15 protein-coding genes are annotated in these 21,111 nt (G+C 31.1%); 6 read left to right on the top strand and 9 right to left on the bottom strand.

Translation table 11 applies throughout. The features are described 5' to 3' along the window. The first annotated feature begins 3 nt into the window (after positions 1-3). The 6 genes from VIM70_RS17065 (at position 4) to VIM70_RS17040 (ending at position 7,804) form a co-directional block, all read left to right on the top strand. Positions 4-843, top strand: a complete 840-nt coding sequence (locus tag VIM70_RS17065) for a methyl-accepting chemotaxis protein (RefSeq protein ID WP_331946982.1) — start codon at positions 4-6, stop codon at positions 841-843. Positions 844-1,172: 329 nt separating this feature from the next. Further along, positions 1,173-3,041, top strand: a complete 1,869-nt coding sequence (locus VIM70_RS17060) for an ATP-binding protein (RefSeq protein ID WP_331946981.1) — start codon at positions 1,173-1,175, stop codon at positions 3,039-3,041. Between the two features lie 340 nt (positions 3,042-3,381). Further along, entirely contained in the window at positions 3,382-3,501 is a 120-nt protein-coding gene (locus tag VIM70_RS17055) for a 3-hydroxyacyl-CoA dehydrogenase family protein (protein ID WP_331947031.1), read from the top strand. 35 nt (positions 3,502-3,536) lie between these two features. Then, complete coding sequence (locus VIM70_RS17050) at positions 3,537-4,715, top strand: acetyl-CoA C-acetyltransferase (protein ID WP_331946980.1); 1,179 nt, start codon at positions 3,537-3,539, stop codon at positions 4,713-4,715. 175 nt (positions 4,716-4,890) lie between these two features. Continuing rightward, complete coding sequence (locus tag VIM70_RS17045) at positions 4,891-6,606, top strand: sigma 54-interacting transcriptional regulator (protein ID WP_331946979.1); 1,716 nt, start codon at positions 4,891-4,893, stop codon at positions 6,604-6,606. A gap of 256 nt (positions 6,607-6,862) precedes the next feature. Further along, the gene (locus tag VIM70_RS17040; RefSeq protein ID WP_331946978.1) at positions 6,863-7,804 is read left to right on the top strand and encodes a 3-hydroxyacyl-CoA dehydrogenase family protein; all 942 of its coding nucleotides are present in this window, start codon (positions 6,863-6,865) and stop codon (positions 7,802-7,804) included. Between the two features lie 213 nt (positions 7,805-8,017). Here VIM70_RS17040 and VIM70_RS17035 read toward each other — a convergent pair whose 3' ends face one another. The 9 genes from VIM70_RS17035 to VIM70_RS16995 form a co-directional block, all read right to left on the bottom strand. Beyond that, the gene (locus VIM70_RS17035) at positions 8,018-9,415 is read right to left on the bottom strand and encodes a GntP family permease (RefSeq protein ID WP_331946977.1); all 1,398 of its coding nucleotides are present in this window, start codon (positions 9,413-9,415) and stop codon (positions 8,018-8,020) included. 431 nt (positions 9,416-9,846) lie between these two features. Beyond that, positions 9,847-11,244 carry a GntP family permease gene (locus VIM70_RS17030; RefSeq protein WP_331946976.1) on the bottom strand — a complete coding sequence of 466 codons (1,398 nt, stop codon included), beginning with the start codon at positions 11,242-11,244 and terminating at the stop codon, positions 9,847-9,849. A gap of 826 nt (positions 11,245-12,070) precedes the next feature. Further along, positions 12,071-13,468, bottom strand: a complete 1,398-nt coding sequence (locus VIM70_RS17025; RefSeq protein ID WP_331946975.1) for a GntP family permease — start codon at positions 13,466-13,468, stop codon at positions 12,071-12,073. 981 nt (positions 13,469-14,449) lie between these two features. Next, a complete protein-coding gene (locus VIM70_RS17020; protein WP_331946974.1) occupies positions 14,450-14,866 on the bottom strand; it encodes a MaoC family dehydratase in 417 nt (138 codons plus the stop codon). A 145-nt stretch (positions 14,867-15,011) separates the two neighbouring features. Then, a complete protein-coding gene (locus tag VIM70_RS17015) occupies positions 15,012-16,559 on the bottom strand; it encodes an acyl CoA:acetate/3-ketoacid CoA transferase (protein ID WP_331946973.1) in 1,548 nt (515 codons plus the stop codon). A gap of 319 nt (positions 16,560-16,878) precedes the next feature. Further along, positions 16,879-17,295, bottom strand: a complete 417-nt coding sequence (locus VIM70_RS17010) for a MaoC family dehydratase (RefSeq protein WP_331946972.1) — start codon at positions 17,293-17,295, stop codon at positions 16,879-16,881. Between the two features lie 175 nt (positions 17,296-17,470). After that, a complete protein-coding gene (locus VIM70_RS17005) occupies positions 17,471-19,018 on the bottom strand; it encodes an acyl CoA:acetate/3-ketoacid CoA transferase (RefSeq protein ID WP_331946971.1) in 1,548 nt (515 codons plus the stop codon). 241 nt (positions 19,019-19,259) lie between these two features. Beyond that, a complete protein-coding gene (locus VIM70_RS17000; protein WP_331946970.1) occupies positions 19,260-20,624 on the bottom strand; it encodes a sigma-54 interaction domain-containing protein in 1,365 nt (454 codons plus the stop codon). Positions 20,625-20,879: 255 nt separating this feature from the next. Continuing rightward, positions 20,880-21,111: electron transfer flavoprotein subunit alpha/FixB family protein (locus VIM70_RS16995; RefSeq protein ID WP_331946658.1), on the bottom strand; the 232-nt coding region annotated here is incomplete at its 5' end.

Genomic DNA, 21,111 nt, shown 5'->3' with positions numbered 1-21,111 from the left:
AAAATGATTGTAGAAGATGAAGAATATTTTTCTATATTTAAAACTATATTCAATATATTACCTGACCTTTTTATTTCTGATAATACAATTTTTCTTACAGATAAAGAGAAATATGTATTAATACATCCGGCTAAAACTTTTGAGCTAAATGTTAAAGTAGGTGTGAATCTGCTTGAAAATAGCGCTGCAGCAAGGGCTGCAAGAACTAAACAAAAACAAGAGGCAAAATACCCAAAGGAAGTATATGGTTTTCCAATTAGAGTTTATAGCGTACCTTTAGTTAATGATAATACAGGAAATGCAGTGGGTACTTTAACCTATGCAGTCTCATTAGAAAAAGAAAGCACAGTAATAGAGATGGCTAATGAGCTTAGTAATTTTTCACAAGAGTTAGCAGCATCTTCTCAGGAATTAGCAAGTTCTACTGAAGAGATGTTTGCCAACACTCAAAATGTTAGCCGCTTAGTTGATGGTACTAAAGTGGGTATTGCAAATATGGATGGGGTACTTAAATATATTAAAACAATTTCAGATACAACTAATCTACTAGGCCTTAATGCTGCTATTGAGGCTGCGAGAGCAGGTGAACATGGAAGAACTTTCTCCGTAGTGTCAGGAGAGATCAGAAAACTTGCATCCAACAGTAAAGACTCAGCTAATCAAATAAATGGAACTTTAACTAAGATAAAAGAAGACATAAATAATCTTATTATCTTTATTAATGAATATACGGCTACAACTGAGCAACAATCTATGCAAGCGGAGCAAATAGCTATTAATAGTGGAAAATTAAATGAATTATCTTTAAAACTTTTACAGCTTTCAGAAAACCTTAACCAATAAAATAAGATTTTATAACGAATGGGGGAAATGAAATTATAAAAGGAAGTTCATTAGCCATAAAAAAAGGTACAAATGAACTTTTAATAACCCTAGACTAATTATTTAGTCTAGGGTTTTATTGTATTTAATATAAATCAATGTATTGTCTCTGAAAGAGAGATATGTTAAAATTTAATTACAATTTTATATAAAAATTGACAAAGTTTGCGAATTAATATAGAAATATAGGGTATAATTATTATAATAAAAAGTAAAAGGTATAATTATTATAGTATTAATTATAAAACGAACATATACCTACTTTCAGATTCATAGGAGGAATGCAACATATGCTGCAGCAAGATTATCAGCAAGAGCCAACTTATATTATAGAATCTAAAAAAAGGTGCTTCGAATTAGGTATGAATCCTAATGAATCTAAGTCACCTAAAAATATTATGTCAGAGCTAAAACTTACAGAAAAGAAAGAAACTTATAAGGACATCTTAGAGGTTGTAAAATTCTTTAGTGAAAAAATAATAAAATCATTAGAAGGTACTCCTATAATAATTGTTATTTCAGACGAAAACGGTTATTTATTGGATACTCTAGGTGATGAAACAATAAAATCGACTATGACTAAATTAGGAATTAGGACTGGTATTCAATTTAGCGAAGATGACATGGGTACAAATGTTGTTAGTTTAACACTAAAACAAAATCATCCAGTACAGTTAATTGGCACTAACCATTTTCATACATTTTTACATAATAGTGCTTGCTATGGAGTTCCATTTCATTATACAGATATTAATAATATACTAGGGAGTATATGTATTATGACTTCCGTAATACTTCACAATCCATTTTTCTTACTGACATTAACTACTGTAGTTGATGCAATCGAACGTGAATTATTGTTAAGAAATCAAAATGACAAACTTAATATAATGAACCAAATCATGCTTAGTAAAACTAAGAAAATTGAAGAACAGAAAAAAGAATTAGAAGCAATAATAGAAATTGTAGAAAGTAGAAATGAATTTTTGGATAGACTTATATATAATCTTGAATTGCCTGTAATAAGCCTATCTTCGCCAGATTTAAAGATTTTACAAATAAACCAAAGGGCACTAAATATTATAAAAAAATTTATGCCACATATAGAATCAGCAAAGCAAATAAGGGATACTAAAATTTCAGATATAATTACGAACTTTTTAGATGATGAATACTTGCAGAAAATTAATGAAGTTATTACAGAGAAGAAAATAAAGTATATAAATAAAAAAATTCATCTAATTAATGGGGATGAGATATATTGGAATGTTATATTTGAGCCAGTGTTTGAACTAAATGGAGAAATACAAGAAATACTTATGCTAATAATCGATATTACAACTGAAATAAAATCTAATAAAATAATGGAAAAAGCATTGGAGTCTCAAGAAGAATTTTTAGCTAATATATCTCATGAACTTAAAACGCCATTGAATGTGATATATTCAACAATACAATTATTTAATATGTATTGTAAGAATGGATCCTTAGATAAAAATAAGGAATCTATCTTTAAATACATTAACTCAATGATGCAAAATTGTTATAGATTATCTAAACTCATTAATAACATAGTGGATTTATCAAAAATTGAAGCAGGATTTTTTGAACTTAACTTATCAAACTACAACATAGTGGAAATTGTAGAGGAAATAGTGAATTCAGTTGCAGCATACACTGATGTTAAGGGTTTAGATATAATTTTTGATACAGATATAGAAGAAAAAATTATTGCTTGTGATCCAGAAAAGATAGAGAGGATTTTATTAAATCTTATATCAAATGCAATTAAATTTTCTGATGAGGAAAATAAAATCTTTGTTAATGTTAAAGATAAAAACGAATTAATTGAAATCTCGGTAAGGGATAATGGCATAGGTATTGAACGTAATGAATTAGATATGATATTTAATAGATTTAGGCAGGTAAACAAATCGTTATCAAGAAATGCTGAAGGGACAGGGATAGGCCTAAGTTTGGTTAAAGCAATTGTTGAATTGCATCAGGGAAGTATACATGTTGAAAGTGAGATTGGAAAAGGAAGTACGTTTACAGTTTACCTTCCTACAAGAAAAGTTAATGAAGAAAATATATTTATTAGTAATACAATTAGAAATAAAAAAGAAGACTTGCAAGTTGAACTTTCAGATATATTTTGATAATGATACAGTGAGTACGTAAGTTTAATTGTTAACATAAGGACCATTAGCATTGCTGCATTTAACAGCAATGCTTTTATTTTAAAAAATGATAACATGTAAATAAAATATACAGTATTTGTTTTCAAGGAATCTATTTAGTTTAGATAGAAAACAAAAAAAAGTGTAAATATAATGTACAATTTTATTATCTATAATTTATAAGTACAATTACGTAGGGGATAACAAATGGAGCCTTACGATATAGTAATAAGCTAGATTGGGAATGATTAAATAAATAATCACATATTATATTATACTTGGTATGATATATGCTTATTATACAAATAAAACAAAGATAGTGTTTACACTAGATGTTGGTGATCCAAAGTACAGACCAAATCCACTGCTTAAAAAAATGGTAAGTGGAAAATTGCTTGGTAGAAAGACTGGAAAAGGTTTTTTTGAATACGCAAAATAAAAGAAATTCATCATACTAATTTAGGAGGCATCGTTATGAAAGAAGTAGTTATAGTTAGTGCGGTAAGATCAGCAGTAGGATCCTTTGGAGGGAGTCTTAAAAATGTTTCAGCGGTTAAGTTAGGAGCTGCAGTAATTAAAGAGGCTATTATTAGAGCAGGTATAAAACCTGAAATTATTGATGAAGTAGTTATGGGTAATGTACTCCAAGGAGACGGTGGACCAAATCCTAGTAGACAAGCAGCTATAAAAGCAGGAATACCTTATGAGGTTCCATCTTTTACGATTAATAAACTCTGTGGATCAGGATTAAGAGCCGTATCTTTAGCTTATCAAATGATTTTATCAGGAGATAGTGACATTGTTGTTGCAGGTGGTATGGAAAACATGTCAATGTCCCCGTACCTTTTGACAGAAAATAGATGGGGTCAGAGAATGGGTGATGGAAAAATTAAAGATGCGATATTTAAAGATGCCCTTATAGATCCATTCCTTGATTATCATATGGGAGTTACTGCTGAGAATATAGCGCAGAGATGGAATATTACTAGGGAAATGCAAGATAACTTTTCTCTGAATTCTCAACTTAAAACAGAAAAAGCAATTTTAGAAGGTAAATTTAAAGATGAAATAGTCCCTATTAGTATTCCACAAAAAAAAGGAGATGCGATAATTTTTGAGCAAGATGAATATCCTAAATTTGGATCTCACATAGAAAACTTAACTAAGTTAAAACCAGCTTTTAAAAAGGATGGAACAGTAACTGCTGGAAATTCGTCTGGAATAAATGATGGAGCAGCAGCATTTGTAATAATGAGTGCTGATAAAGCAAAGCAATTAGGAATTAAACCTTTAGCAAAAATTGTTTCTTTTGCATCTAAAGGACTAGACCCAGCAATTATGGGATATGGTCCAGTTGTTTCAACTAGAGCTGCATTGGAAAAGGCTAACTTAAAGGTAGAGGATATGGACTTAATTGAGTTAAATGAGGCATTTGCAGCACAAAGCTTAGCTGTTGCTAAAGACTTAAACTTGGATATGGAAAAGGTGAATGTTAATGGTGGAGCAATAGCACTCGGACATGCTCTAGGAGGTTCTGGAGGAAGAATATTAGTAACGTTAATTCATGAAATGATCAAAAGGGATGCGAAAAAAGGGTTAGCCACATTATGTATAGGTGGTGGGCAAGGAACAGCAATAGTAATTGAAAGATAAATTTCTTAATATGTATTAAATAGAAAACAAATTAGTCTCATAGATTTTTTATGAGACTAATTTGTTTTTACTATAATAATATTAATTTGAATTTAGACATATCTAGAGTATAATAAAGTTAATATTATAAGAATTTGTATATTAATATAATTATCTATATTTAGGAGTGGTATTTGTGATTTTCAACAAAACGTTTACAAGTTTAATAAATAACATAAGTGAGGCTGTTATTGCTATTAGTAATGATGGAAATATAGTATTAATTAATAAAATTGCCGAAGATTTACTTGGCACCAGTCGTGAAAACGTTTTAGGAAAACCTATAGAGAAAGTATTGCCACATACTAATCTTATAAATACTTTAAGAACTGGAATAGGTGAAGTTAAACAGAATTTTATTTCTAATGGGCGGGAGTTTGAAACAAACCGAATTCCAATAACTAGGAACGGTAATGTTTTAGGTGCTTTTGCAGTTTTTCAAGATATAACTATAATAAAAAGTATGAAAAATGAAATGGATGCTAATAAACTTTATATCGATATTTTGAATACTATTATGAATACAGCAAATGAATGGGTAGTTGTAGTGAATGGAAAAGGCATTATTACTATGATGAGTAAAGCTTATAAGGAGTTCCTTAATTGTGAAAATCCTGAGGGAAAACATGTGGAAGAAATAATAGAAAACACTAGAATGACAAAGGTTCTGGAAATAGGAAAAATGGAGATAGGGGATATCCAGGATATAAAGGGTAATAAAGTGATTGCAATGAGAATTCCAATAACCGAGGAAGGAAAGGTTGTCGGAGCTGTAGGAAAAGCAGCCTTTAAGGATATACATGATTTCCTTTTCTTAAGCAAAAAAATAAATAACCTACAAAAGGAATTAGAATTCTATAAAATAGAATCTGATAACGAAAGTAAAGCTAAATATTCATTTGAACATATTATTGGTAGCTCTGTAAAATCTAAACTATCGAAAGAAATCGCGATGCGTACAGCAAATACAAATTCAAATGTCCTATTAATCGGAGAAAGCGGAACGGGGAAAGAACTATTTGCAAATGCTATTCATAATGCAAGTGATAGGTGCTTATTACCATTTGTAAAAATTAACTGTGCCGCTATTCCTCAAGAATTGATTGAATCAGAACTGTTTGGATATGAAGAAGGAGCATTTACAGGAGCTAAAAAAAGTGGCAAAATGGGTAAGTTTGAAATAGCAAACGGTGGTACTATATTGCTCGATGAAATAGGGGACATGCCGTTAAGCATGCAGGTTAAGCTGTTAAGAGTGCTTCAAGAAAAAGAAATAGAACGTGTAGGGGGGACGGTAATTAAGAAAATAGATGTAAGAATTATTGCGTCAACAAATAAAAACCTTGAGGATGGCGTAAAAAATGGTACTTTTAGAGAAGATTTATATTATAGGCTTAATGTAATAAGGGTAGTATTGCCACCTCTAAGAGAAAGAAAGGAAGATATCCCAGAAATAGCAAATACACTAAGAAGTAAGGTGGCTAATAGACTTGATATATATACAGAAGGTATATCTAAAGAAGCTATTGTGTGTTTGACTAATTATGATTGGCCTGGAAATATTCGTGAATTAGAAAATGTAATTGAAAGAGCTATTAACTATTTAGATGCAGATTTAATTATAAAGCCAAAACATCTTCCTGAAAAATTTATAGAAAATAAATTTAAACGCCAATACAATACCGAGAATGAATCCTTAAAATGTATTCTAAAAGATGTTGAAAAAGAGGTTATTTATAATTGCTTAAAATTAAATCAATGGAATAAAAATAAAACTTCTAAAATATTAGGGATAAGTAGGGTAGGTTTATATAAGAAAATAGAGGAATACAACTTAGAATATAATAAATGATATTTAATTTATGCAATTCTCTAATTGACATTAGAAGAGGTTATATCAGTTGTGATAACTGATATAGCTTTGTAAATGTTTTTATTAGAAAGTATTAAGTAGAACCATTGGAGTATAAATATGCAAAATGATAATTATTATGTAGGCAATGTAACAATAGCTGATTTCATATAAACAGATGTAAACATGATAGGAAATTTCATGTTTATAGTTAAGATGTAAATAATAATTTATTATATTGAAAGGATGATAAATAATGAACATAAAAAATATAGCAGTTTTAGGTACTGGAACAATGGGACATGGAATAGCAATGTTATCTGCAAAAGCGGGCTTAAACGTTGTTATGTATGGTAGATCTGATGCAAGTTTGGAGAGAGGATTTAACAGTATAAAATCTAGTTTAAATCTTTTAAAAGCAGAAGGGAAATTAGATGAGAGTAAATGTGCGGAAATCTTAAGTAAGATAAAAGGAGTTAAAACCATTGAAGAAGCAGCTAAAGACGCTGACTTTATAATAGAGTCTTTAGCTGAAGATTTGGAACTTAAGCAGAGCATATTTAAACAGTTAGATGAAATTTCTGAAAAAAATATAATATTAGCTTCCAATACTTCAGGACTTAGCCCAACAGATATAGCCAAAAATGTAAAATCTCCAGAGAGAGTAGTTATTGCTCATTTTTGGAATCCACCATATTTAATTCCTCTAGTAGAAGTTGTTCCTGGTAAAAAAACTTCTAAAGATACAATAGATATAACTATGGAATGGATTGAATTTATTGGTAAGAAAGCAGTAAAAATGGAAAAGGAATGTTTAGGGTTTATAGGAAACCGCTTGCAACTTGCACTTCTTCGCGAAGCTATGTATATAGTTGAACAAGGATGGGCAAAACCTGAAGAAGTTGATAAAGCTATCGAATATGGACATGGAAGGAGATTACCTGTTACAGGGCCATTATGTAGCGCAGATTTGGGTGGATTAGACATTTTTAATAATATATCCACGTATTTATTTAAAGATTTATGTAATGACGCAAAACCTTCTAAGTTATTGCAAAGTAAAGTTGAGGATGGTAACTTAGGGTGTAAAAGTGGAAAAGGATTTTATAATTGGGCACCTGAAGAACTAGAAATTAAGCAAAAGGAGCGTGTTGAAGTGCTTTCATATTTTCTGCAAAGAGATATAGAAAAAAAATAGGGTGAAGCAATACAATGACGCTGAGTTTTTATATGAATATTAGCATTTAGTTTGAAAAAGAACGGTATTCTTAAGTTTAAGAATACCGTTCTTTTTTTGAATATTTAAATTAGAAAAACTCTCTAATTATTATTTATAGTGCATCACAGTCATAACACCTTTAAGAACAACAATCCTATCTTGATTAGCGCCTTTTGTACTTAATTTCATAAATTAAACAAAATGGAAAATTGCTTGTAATCCAATTAGAAGAAAACATGTTGATGTCTTTAGGAGAGTGATTGCAAATATATCTTTATATGCCTGTTTATGTGTTAAACCTGCAATTCCGAGTAGGGTAATAACAGCTCCATTGTGGGGTAATGTGTCCATTCCACCAGATGCCATAGCAGCAACACGATGAAGTAATTCAGGGCTTATACCTGTGTTTGCTGCCCAAGCTAAGTAGTGTTTACCAAAAGTATCCAAAGCGATACTCATTCCACCAGAAGCGGATCCAGTTACTCCTGCTAAAACATTTACTGTAACTGCTTCAGATAATAGTGGGCTACCATGAGGATTTATATTTGTCAAAGCATGAGCTATGGACTGAAATCCTGGAAGTGTTTTTATAACATTACCAAAACCAACTTCAGATGCTGTATTAAGAACGGCTAAGAGGGACCCTATAGCACCAGCGTTGATAGCCTTAGCTAAATTGCCTTGCATACGCTTAGGATTGATTAACATGGCAAGAAGGATTCCTACGATAAGTGAAATCATGAGTGCCCAGTTATTCATGGTTCCTACAACACCGGTTGAAAGCATATTGTAAGGTTTCTTAGTTACCCAAGACATAATATCCCAATGTGGGAAAACTAATTTTTGTAAAATAAGAGTGACAACTAGCACTGCGATAAGTGGTAATGCTGATAAAAATGCATTTGGTAAACTATCATCATCTACCATAATAGGTTCATTAGTATGGTTTTGGCCATATCCTTCTCCGGCTGCTTGTGCTTTTCGCTTACGCCACTCTAAATAGGAAATACCGCCTACCATAATAATTATTGCTCCGAGTATTCCCATTACAGGTGCGGCATAAAGATCAGTATTAAAAAATTTCATTGGGATTGAGTTTTGAATTTGTGGTGTTCCAGGAAGTGAATCCATTGTAAATGTAAAGGCACCAAGTGCAATTGTGCCTGGAACAAGTCGTTTTGGGATGTCTGCTTCTTTAAAAATAGATGCTGCAAATGGGTACACTGCGAATGCAACAACGAAAAGGCTTACCCCGCCATAAGTAAGGATAGCTGCTGATAATACTACAGATAGTATTGCTCTTTCTTTTCCTAATTTTTCTACGATAGCTTTGGCGATGGATTTTGCAGCGCCAGATTGCTCCATTGTTTTTCCGAATATTGCTCCCAATAGGAAGAATGGAAAATAGATTGTAACATATTTACCAAGGTTCGGTAAGAATATTTCTGTATACGTTGGCAAAATAGCCATTCCAGAAAATATGGCAGCGAGCAGTGCGAAAATAGGGGCAAAGACAATTACTGAGAAACCCTTATATGCCATAAACATTAATAGGCATAAGGCCAATAAGATCCCGAAAACTCCTAGCATTTATAAAACCTCCATTAATTTAGATTTTATATATCAATAATGATTAAGAAATAATACCAATAATTTTCAACAATCGGGTTGACTCTAAATTCATATTATGTTAACTAAATTATCTCTTGTAAAAACGTCTAACCAACCTCCTTTTCTGTGTTAAATACTAATAGAATAGCAATTTCAAAAAAACAATATGATAATTGCTAACAAAATGAAGTGGCAGAATAATGATCGATCCTTCTGCTTTAAGCGTTTACAAAAGTAATTAAATATATTTAATTACTTTACATATTCAGTATATTTAAATATAGGGTAAAAAGAACAAAGTTTTTAATATAATTAGCGTTTTTTAAAATAATTAGTATTTAATTAAAAAAAGAAAGGTATTCTTAAGGTTTAAGAATACCTTTCTTTATAAACATATTTAACTTTATTAATTAAACAAAATGGAAAATTGATTGCAATCCAATTAAAAGGAAACATGTTGATGTTTTAAGGATTGTAATTGCAAATATATCTTTATATGCTTGCTTATGTGTTAAGCCTGCAATTCCGAGTAGTGTAATAACTGCTCCATTATGAGGTAATGTGTCCATTCCACCAGATGCCATAGCAGCAACACGATGAAGTAATTGAGGGCTTATACCTGTGTTTGCTGCCCAAGCTAAGTAGTGTTTACCAAAAGTATCCAAAGCGATACTCATTCCACCAGAAGCTGACCCAGTTACACCTGCTAAAACATTTACTGTAACTGCTTCAGATAATAGTGGACTACCATGAGGATTAATATTTGTTAAAGCATGTGCTATTGATTGAAATCCTGGTAGTGTTTTTATAACATTACCAAAACCAACTTCAGATGCTGTATTTAAAACAGCTAAAAGGGATCCTATAGCACCAGCATTTATAGCCTTAGCTAAATTGCCTTGCATACGTTTAGGATTGATTAACATTGCAAGAAGAATTCCTACGATAAGTGAGATCATAAGTGCCCAGTTATTCATGGTTCCTACAACGCCTGTTGAAAGCATATTGTAAGGTGCCTTAGTTACCAAAGCCATAATATCCCAATGTGGGAAAACTAATTTTTGAAGAATAAGTGTTACAATTAGCACTGAAATTAATGGTAGTGCTGATAAAATTGGATTTGGTAAACTATCATCTTCAACCATAATAGGTTCATTAGTATGGTTTTCACCATATCCTTCTCCAGCTGCTTGAGCTGTACGCTTACGCCATTCTAAATAGGCGATACCACATGTCATAATAATAATTGCTCCGAGTATGCCCATAACAGGTGCAGCATAAAGATCAGTATTAAAAAATTTCATTGGGATTGAGTTTTGAATTTGAGGTGTTCCAGGAAGAGAATCCATTGTAAATGTAAAAGCACCAAGTGCAATTGTGCCTGGAACAAGTCTTTTTGGAATGTCTGCTTCTTTAAAAATGGATGCAGCAAATGGGTACACTGCAAATGCTACTACGAAAAGGCTTACACCACCATAAGTAAGTATAGCTGCAGATAATACTACAGATAGCATTGCTCTTTCTTTTCCTAATTTTTCTACGATAGCTTTGGCGATGGATTTTGCAGCGCCAGATTGTTCCATTGTTTTTCCGAATATTGCTCCCAATAGGAAGAACGGAAAATAAATTGTTACATAATGACCAAGGTTCGGCAAGAATATTTCTGTATATGTTGGCAAAATAGCCATTCCAGAAAATATGGCAGCGAGAAGTGCAAAAATAGGGGCAAAGACAATTACTGAGAAACCCTTATATGCCATAAACATTAATAGGCATAATGCTAATAAGATACCGATAACTCCTAACATTTATAAAACCTCCATTAATTTAAATTTTATCCTGTCTTTTTTGAAACATTTACACATTTAATAAATTATATTAATATATCATGTTATAAAATACAGAATTTTTATACTTTTTAGTTTGCCAAATAATATTGAATTATATTCTTTGGCAAAGTCTGCATGTGATTTTTTGATTTTGAAATCACTATAGCAGTTAAAACTTTCTCGACTTGTAGTAGTATTATTCCATTAGAATTTTTTTCACTATCAATTTCAATAACTTTAACAATATATTTTTGAAACCGTTTAACTATCCACCCTTAACGCTAGTATCCACAAAGTCATTAGACAAACCTGAGGTATAGTTCCAGGGTTACTAGCAGAATTATCTATAAATCCACCCACTACAATGGTGTATTCATTTTTTAATTAAGCTAATTGCATCGTAACTAGATATTATTTTTTTAATTTATTTACCTCCTCTTAGTATTTAATTACGGTTGCAAAATAATAATTAGCAAATATTATGCCAAAAATAATATATAAAAAAATACTAAAAAAATAGACTATTATTGCAATTTATATGTTTTCGTATACAACTTTACATATTATATACAGAAATATGTATTAAATTGCGTACATTATTAATACAAAATATACCAAAGTGATAGTTTTTACGAACACAATAAATACACATATTAACATTGTGTACAAATAAAAGAACGGTATTCATAAGTTTAAGAATACCGTTCTTTAAATTACATGTTTATATAGAAAAAAATTTTCTAAACTGTTTCAATACTTTTAAGAATAAGAACTCCATCTTGATATAAGAATATTTTTTTTGAATTTAAACAAAATGAAAAATTGATTGTAATCCAATTAAAAGGAAACATGTTCCTGTCTTTAGGAGTGTAATTGCAAATATATCTTTATATGCTTGTTTATGTGTTAAACCTGCAATTCCGAGTAGTGTAATAACTGCTCCATTATGAGGTAATGTGTCCATTCCACCAGATGCCATAGCAGCAACACGATGAAGCAATTCAGGGCTTATACCTGTATTTGCTGCCCAAGCTAAGTAGTGCTTACCAAAAGTATCCAAAGCGATACTCATTCCACCTGAAGCTGATCCGGTTACACCAGATAGAACATTGACTGTAACTGCTTCAGACAATAGAGGACTACCATGAGGATTTATATTTGTTAAAGCATGTGCTATAGATTGAAATCCTGGAAGTGTTTTTATAACATTACCAAAACCAACTTCAGATGCTGTATTTAAAACAGCTAACAGTGATCCTATAGCACCAGCATTTATAGCCTTAGCTAAATTGCCTTGCATACGTTTAGGATTAATTAACATTGCAAGAAGAATTCCTACGATAAGTGAAATCATTAGTGCCCAGTTATTCATGGTTCCTACAACGCCTGTTGACAACATATTGTAAGGTTCCTTAGTTACTAAAGCCATAATATCCCAATGTGGGAAAACTAATTTTTGAAGAATAAGTGTGACAACTAGCACTGCAATCAATGGTATTGCTGATAAAAATGGATTTGGCAAACTATCATCATCTACCATAATAGGTTCATTAGTATGGTTTTCACCATATCCTTCTCCAGCTGCTTGAGCTGTACGCTTACGCCACTCTAAATAGGCGATACCACATGTCATAATAATAATTGCTCCGAGTATTCCCATAACAGGTGCGGCATAAAGATCTGTATTAAAAAATTTCATTGGGATTGAGTTTTGAATCTGTGGTGTTCCAGGAAGAGAATCCATTGTAAATGTGAAAGCACCAAGTGCAATTGTGCCTGGAACAAGTCTTTTTGGAATATCTGCTTCCTTAAAAATGGATGCAGCAAATGGGTAAACTGCAAATGCTACAACGAAAAGGCTTACCCCACCATAAGTAAGGATAACTGCTGATAACACTACTGATAGTATTGCTCTTTCTTTTCCTAATTTTTCTACGATAGCCTTGGCGATGGATTTTGCAGCGCCAGATTGTTCCATTGTTTTTCCGAATATTGCTCCCAAAAGGAAGAACGGAAAATAAATTGTTACATAATGACCAAGATTGGGTAAGAATATTTCTGTATACGTTGGCAAAATAGCCATTCCAGAAAATATAGCAGCTAAGATTGCGAAAATAGGGGCGAAAACAATAACTGAGAAACCTTTATATGCCATAAACATTAATAGGCATAAGGCCAATAAAATTCCGATAACTCCTAACATTTAAAAAACCTCCATTAATATAGTTATATTTTATTATTTTACTAAAAATTAAGTTAATAACATTATGACTACAAAGACTGTGTTTAGATAAATTTACTTACATTAATATTTCCTTGTTCGTCTTTCTTGTAATTACTTATCTTTCATTTAGGTCAAAACTTTTAAGATTATTTACTACCATTTTTATTTTCCAAGTATGATGGATTGTATATTTATGCATATGCCTTTCAGGATTTGAAATTACAATAGTATCCACAAGTACTTTAGAAGTTTGAATTCTTCAATGTAGAGTGGCATTTGAGACAACGTTTTCAAACTGAAGTCTGACAATACAACCAAAATATATATTTCTTAGACTTCGATTTCGATTATCTTAACGATATGTTCTTTCTGTATATCGTATAAATTACCTCTATCAATTCTAGGATCTACAAAAGTTTTAAAACCAACATGAGTTATAATTTAAGGTTTACTACAGTAATATCTCTATAAAGGTGAGAGATTACTTCCTTAGGAAGATTATTAGATTGAATTTTGTCTCAAAAGTTAATTTTGAAAGTCTTGCTGTAAGTACCCATGACGTTCTATTAGATTTGAAATTAAATCCTCTTCACCAAGATAATTTAAACCTTTTTTTGTTTTTCACCTCCTATAAAAATATTAAGTAAGTGTCTCATAACTATAAGTAGCAAATATTATGCCAAAATAAAAGGCATAAAACAACAAAAAAACAAATTATTATTGTCATTGTAGGGTTTTTATAAGCTGATTTGTGGCTTTATAAGCTAATTTGTATTTTTAATATCGAAGTATGTACGGATTCAAGAACGGAAAATATAAAAATAATGACTAAGTGTTTATTTAATGGAACAAAATAAGAACATATATTAACAAAATGTTTATAAAAAAGAACGATATTCTCAATTTTAAGAATATCGTTCTTTAGAGTTAGCCATTATATTATAAAACTTTGTTAAATTATTATTTAGGTGGCATAACAGTTGCTACACCCTTAAGAACAATAACTCCATCTTGATTAGTACATGTTGTACTTAATTTTATAATATTTTTATCTTCCTTCTTTTCAATAACTTCAACTTCAGCTTTTATTGTATCTCCAAATTTAACTGGAGCTGTGAATTTAAGTTCTTGTCCTAAATAGATCGTTCCCGCTCCAGGTAATTTCATGCCAAGTACTGCTGATACTAAACCGGCAGTTAACATTCCATGTGCAATTCTTCCTTTGAACATTGTTGTCGCTGCTTCACGCTCATTTATATGAGCGGGATTTAAGTCACCGGTTATCCCTGCATAAAGATACACATCAGATTCACTTATAGTTTTTTCAAATGAATCTTTGTCCCCAATATTTAGTTCTTTCATAGTTAAACCTTTCATTAATAATTCCTCCTTTTTATTTTACAAAAGTTCATTAAGGGTAACTTTAATTTTTGATTATTATGAGGCATTTATAGATACAAATAATCATAATTAAAAATATATTAATTATGATTATTTAATATTTAATAGTTATTAAATATTTTTAAAATTTCAAGCCCATTAATTTTTCGTTGAAAATTCTTTCATCCATAAGTTTCAAGTTCTTTGAAACTATTGGTTTAAAATCCATATGTGCTAAAATGTCTTTTTCAAGATCAACTCCTGGTGCAATTTCTTCTAAAGTAACACCATCTTTAGTTAGTCTGAAAACTGCTCTTTCTGTAATATACAATACTGGTTGGTCTACATCAACAGCATATTCACCACTAAAGGTGATTTGCTCAACAGTCTTTATAAATTTATTAGATTTACCTTCTTGAATTATATTTAGTTTTCCATCTTTTATTTCAACTTTTAACCCCCCCGCTGTAAAAGTTCCACAGTAAACAACTTTTTTAGAGTTCTGAGTTATATTTATAAAACCACCACAACCTGCAATTTTAGGTCCAAATTTACTTACATTAATATTACCCTTTTCATCACATTGAGCAAGTCCAAGGAAAGCTACATTAAGACCTCCACCATCATAAAAATCAAATTGACTACTTTGGTCTTGTATGATTTCAGGATTTATTGCAGCGCCAAAGCTTAAACCGCCAGCAGGAATTCCACCAATTGGGCCTGATTCCAAAGTAAGTATCATATCGTTACCAATACCTTCTTCATTTGCTACCATGGCTATTCCTTCAGGTACTCCTATTCCAAGGTTAGTAGCGGAACTAGGAACAAGCTCCATTGCAGCTCTTCTAGCAATTACTTTTCTCTCATTAAGTTTCAAAGCCTTAAGACCATCTACTACCATTTTTATTTCGCCATTGTAAGATGGATTGAATGATTCAGCAAAAGTTTGCATATGATTTTCAGGTTTTGCAATTACAATAGCATCTACAAGTATTCCTGGAATTTTAACCATTCTTGGATCAAGAGTGCCATTAGCTACAACTTTTTCAACCTGAAGTATTACTATTCCTCCAGAATTTTTAGCTGCTTGTGCCATAGCTAGACCATCCAAAGTAACAGCTTCTCTTTCCATAGTAGCATTTCCACTCTCATCAGCATATGTAGCTCTGATAATTGAAACATTTATAGGGAAAGCTTTGTAAAGCAAGTATTCTTTGCCTTCAATTTCAATTAATTTAACAATATCTTCTTTTGTGATATCGTTTAACTTACCGCCCTCAATTCTAGGATCTACAAAAGTTTTTAAACCAACATGAGTAATAGTTCCTGGTTTACCTGCTGCAATATCACGATATAGGTGAGAAATTACTCCTTGAGGAAGATTATAAGCCTGAATTTTGTTTTCAATAGCTAGTTTTGCAAGCCTTGGTGCAAGTCCCCAGTGACCGCCTATTACTTTTGAAACTAAACCCTCTTCACCAAGATGATTTAAGCCTTTTTCTTTCGAGTCTCCTTGGCCTGCAGCATATACCAAAGTCAATTTATTAGGAACTCCCTTTTCAAGAAAACACTCATTAATTTTTATGGTTAATTCTTCGGGGTGACCGCACCCGATAAATCCTCCAATTGCAACAGTGTCACCATTTTTGATTAAAGCAATCGCGTCAGAACTAGACATAATTTTTTTCATTTTTTTGCCTCCTATAAAAATATTAATCAAGTTTCTCAAAATTATAACTAGCAAACATTATGCCAAAAAAAAAAACTCCTAAAAACACCTCTAAACAGGCTATTTTTGTAATTTATTTGTTATTATCTATGAATTTGTATTTTTAGTTTAGAATTATGTACGGTTTAATGAACTATAAATATTTAAAAAATGAATATATGTATTAAAAATTGAACAATAAAAAGGGATAGATTAACAATGTGTTCATAAAAAAGAACGATATTCTTAATTTAAAGAATATCGTTCTTAATTTAGCTGTTATATTGTAAAAATTTGTTTGTTATTTTGGAGGCATAACGGTTGCAACACCTTTAAGAACAACAACTCCATCTTGATTAGTACATGTTGTGCTTAATTTCATGATGTTTTTTTCTTCTTTCTTTTCAATAACTTCAACTTCAGCTTTTATTGTATCTCCAAATCTAACTGGAGCTGTAAATTTAAGCTCTTGACCTAGATAAATGGTGCCTGGTCCAGGTAATTTCATTCCTAGTACTGCTGATACCAAACCAGCAGTTAACATACCATGTGCAATTCTTCCTTTAAACATGGTTGTTTCTGCATGACGTTGGTTTATATGAGCGGGATTTAAATCACCAGTTATTCCTGCATATAGATATACATCAGATTCACTTATAGTTTTTTCAAAAGAGTCTTTATCGCCTATGTTTAGTTGTTTCATTGTTAAACCTTTCATTAATAATTCCTCCTTATTATTTTATTAAAGATATCTGTTAATGGTGTATTAAAGTATACCACCATATTAAGATCATAAATTTTGCATCATTGGTATAATATTTAATTTTACTTATTATAGAACTCCCATAGATGCAAACATGTTATCTACAAATTAAAATTATTAAGAATGAAATTTATAATTTCAATCCCATAACTTTATCTTCAAAAATTCTTTTATCCATAAGCTTCAAGTCTTTTGAAACTATTGGTTTGAAATCCATATGAGCTAAAATATCTTTTTCAAGATTCATTCCTGGAGCTATTTCGGTAAGCACTAGGCCTTTATTAGTAAGTTCAAAAACTGCTCTTTCAGTAATATACAATACTGGTTGAGATACATCCATAGCATACTCACCACTAAAAGTAATTTGTTCAACAGTTTTAATAAATTTGTTGGATTTACCTTCTTTAATTATGTTTAATTCTCCATCTTTTACTTCAACTTTTAAACCACCTGCTGTAAAAGTTCCACAATAAACAACTTTTTTAGAGTTCTGGGTTATATTAATAAAACCGCCACAACCTGCAATTTTAGGTCCGAATTTACTTACATTAATATTTCCTTTTTCGTCACATTGAGCAAGACCAAGGAAAGCTACATCAAGACCTCCTCCATCATAGAAATCAAATTGACTACTTTGATCTTGTATGATTTCAGGATTTATTGCAGCACCAAAGCTTAAGCCACCAGCAGGAATTCCACCAATTCCACCTGATTCCAAAGTAAGTGTCATCTCGTTACCAATGCCTTCTTCGTTCGCTACCATGGATATTCCTTCAGGAACGCCTATACCGAGGTTAGTACATGTATTAGGGACAAGTTCCATAGCTGCTCTTCTTGCTATTACTTTTCTCTCATTAAGTTTCAGCGGCTTAAGACCATCTACTGACATTTTTATGTCTCCATTATAAGATGGATTGAATTGTTCACCAAAAGTTTGCATATGATTTTCAGGTTTTGAAATTACAATAGCATCTACAAGTATTCCAGGAATTTTAACCAATCTTGGATCAAGAGTACCATTCGCTACAATTTTTTCAACTTGAAGTATTACGATTCCTCCAGAATTTTTAGCTGCTTGGGCCATAGATAAACCATCAAGTGTTACAGCTTCTCTTTCCATAGTGGCATTTCCACTCTCATCAGCATATGTAGCTCTAATAATTGAAACATTTATAGGAAAAGCTTTATAAAGCAAATATTCTTTGTCTTCAATTTTAATTACCTTAACTATATCTTCTTTTGTGATATCGTTTAACTTACCACCCTCAATTCTAGGATCTATAAAAGTTTTTAAACCAACATGAGTTATAGTTCCAGGTTTGCCTGCTGCAATATCTCTATAAAGGTGAGATACTACTCCTTGAGGAAGATTATAAGCCTGAATTTTATTTTCTAGGGCTAATTTTGAAAGTCTTGGTGCGAGTCCCCAGTGACCACCTATTACCTTTGAAACTAAACCTTCTTCACCAAGATGATTTAAACCTTTTTCTTTTCCGTCGCCTTGTCCAGCTGCGAATACCAAAGTTAAATCATTAGGGATTCCTTTTGTTAGAAAAGATTCGTTAATTTTTATGGTCAATTCCTCAGGGTGAGCGGAACCCAAAAATCCCCCAATTGCAACTGTGTCTCCATTTTTTATTAAAGCGATTGCTTCATCACTAGATATAATTTTTCCCATTTTATTACCTCCCTATATTAATGAAACTTGTTATTTATATAACAAGCAAATATCATGCCAACAAAACAATGCAAAAAAACAGATAATCGGTAAAATTTCGTGCTTTTATACGGTATTCTGTATATTTAATACAAAATATCGTACGGAAAAAAGAACATGAATATTGAGAACATTAACAGTTAGTTCAAAAATTACAACAATATTTCTAAATGTTTAAAATATTGTTCACAAATACCTACAATTACAAAGGTATATCATATTTTAAAAGTTTTTCATATAAACTTGTTCTTCCAATTTCAAGATTTTTGGCAGTTCTAGTTTTATTTCCATCTGCAGATTTAAGTGCATCTATAATAGCTTGCTTTTCTGATGCTGCCATAGTTTCCTCAAGACTTTTAATAATTATTTTTTCTTTTATACCTGTGATTTTTTTTGGTAAATCTATAGTTGATATAATATTACTATCTTCTATTATATTAATAGCTCTTTCTAATATATTTTCAAGTTCACGTATATTTCCTTCCCAATGATAATTTTTTAAAAAATATTCTGAATCTTTAGATATACCAATTACGTTTTTATTTAGATCTTTAGAAAGCTTTTTAATAAGGTGATTTGCAATAAGTAAAATATCATCTTTTCGCTCCCGAAGAGCTGGAATATAAATAGTTACAACATTTAATCTATAATAAAGATCTTGCCTAAAGTTGCCATCGTGCATAGATTTCTCAAGATTTTTATTAGTAGCAGCAATTATTCTAACATCAATTTTTTTACTTCCAATTGAACCGATCTTATCAACTTCTTTTTCTTGAATTGCCCTTAACAGTTTTACTTGCATATGAAGGGGCATATCTCCAATCTCATCTAAAAATATAGTTCCACCATTAGCTAATTCAAATTTACCCATTTTACCTTCTTTTTTAGCACCTGTAAAGGCACCACCTTCGTAACCGAAAAGCTCAGATTCTAATAAACCAGAAGGAATAGCTCCACAGTTTACTTTTACAAATGGTGCATACGAACGCTCACTTGCTAAGTGTATCGCATGGGCAAAGAGTTCCTTTCCAGTACCACTCTCACCAAGTATAAGCACATTAGAATGCGTTTGAGCGGCCTTTCGTCCTATAGATTTAGCAACGGAGATTGTTTCACTTGAACCTATAATGTCATCAAAGGAATAACTTGCAACATTTAACTGCGTTAAATGAGTTTTATATGTTTGAAGTTCCTTTTCCATGTTTTTAATTTTATTATTAAGATTGCTTAGATCTTTTACATTTCTGAATAAGACCTTACCAAATGCACCAATTAATTTTCCATTTTTAATTATAGGAGTCCTACTTGCAATCATGTAGCTTCCTTTTATTTTTTGTAGTTGAGCAGTTTCTGGCTCCCTTGTTTCAATTACCATGTGCATTCTTGTATTTTCTATAACTTCCGTAACATGTTTTCCAATAGCATTTTCTTGTGACATTCCTAGAAAGTCAGAATATGATTTGCTAATCATAGTTATAACTGAATTTTCATCTATAATGAGAAGGCCATCACTATCATTATTTATAATCGTTTTTAATATTTCATAAGCATCTTTTTTAAGATCCATTATAATATCAGCTCCCACATATGTATTGTGTCTAAAAGGGTACTCTAATATTACTATTTTAGTTTATTTTAATGGATTTGAAAAGTAGATTTACAGTATTATATATATTTAATGAAAAAATTTGTACTTTTTTTATGAATATTTGGTATATTAATCCATAATTTCAAAAAAAATAAAGCAATTTAATGTAATTATACATCAAATTACTTTATTAAAAAATTTTAACCTTATTTTTAAATAGTATTAAAAATTAAATTATTTATTTTTTAAAGTATTGATTTGAGCTATCATTTCTGGAATTACCTTACTATAATCTCCAGCTATTGCAATATCTGCAACCTTCATTATAGGTGCTGTTGCATCTTTATTTATAGCTATTATAAAATCAGAATCTTGCATACCAGCTAAATGCTGAATTGCTCCTGAAATACCACAAGCTATATATACTGTTGGTCTTACAGTTTTTCCTGTTTGGCCTACTTGAACT

The sequence above is a fragment of the Clostridium sp. genome (genome assembly GCF_036569345.1).
Lineage (GTDB): Bacteria > Bacillota > Clostridia > Clostridiales > Clostridiaceae > Clostridium_AD.
The sequence above is the reverse complement of the archived record's forward strand: the minus strand, read 5'-3'. Positions and strand labels throughout refer to the sequence as shown.

Coding starts and splice junctions, on each gene's coding strand:
- VIM70_RS17040 (WP_331946978.1), top strand. CDS start 6,863: ATGAACATAAAAAATATAGCAGTTTTAGGTACTGGAACAATGGGACAT.
- VIM70_RS17035 (WP_331946977.1), bottom strand. CDS start 9,415: ATGCTAGGAGTTTTCGGGATCTTATTGGCCTTATGCCTATTAATGTTT.
- VIM70_RS17065 (WP_331946982.1), top strand. CDS start 4: ATGATTGTAGAAGATGAAGAATATTTTTCTATATTTAAAACTATATTC.
- VIM70_RS17000 (WP_331946970.1), bottom strand. CDS start 20,624: ATGGATCTTAAAAAAGATGCTTATGAAATATTAAAAACGATTATAAAT.
- VIM70_RS17015 (WP_331946973.1), bottom strand. CDS start 16,559: ATGAAAAAAATTATGTCTAGTTCTGACGCGATTGCTTTAATCAAAAAT.
- VIM70_RS17060 (WP_331946981.1), top strand. CDS start 1,173: ATGCTGCAGCAAGATTATCAGCAAGAGCCAACTTATATTATAGAATCT.
- VIM70_RS17025 (WP_331946975.1), bottom strand. CDS start 13,468: ATGTTAGGAGTTATCGGAATTTTATTGGCCTTATGCCTATTAATGTTT.
- VIM70_RS17005 (WP_331946971.1), bottom strand. CDS start 19,018: ATGGGAAAAATTATATCTAGTGATGAAGCAATCGCTTTAATAAAAAAT.
- VIM70_RS17050 (WP_331946980.1), top strand. CDS start 3,537: ATGAAAGAAGTAGTTATAGTTAGTGCGGTAAGATCAGCAGTAGGATCC.
- VIM70_RS17010 (WP_331946972.1), bottom strand. CDS start 17,295: ATGAAAGGTTTAACAATGAAACAACTAAACATAGGCGATAAAGACTCT.
- VIM70_RS17030 (WP_331946976.1), bottom strand. CDS start 11,244: ATGTTAGGAGTTATCGGTATCTTATTAGCATTATGCCTATTAATGTTT.
- VIM70_RS17020 (WP_331946974.1), bottom strand. CDS start 14,866: ATGAAAGGTTTAACTATGAAAGAACTAAATATTGGGGACAAAGATTCA.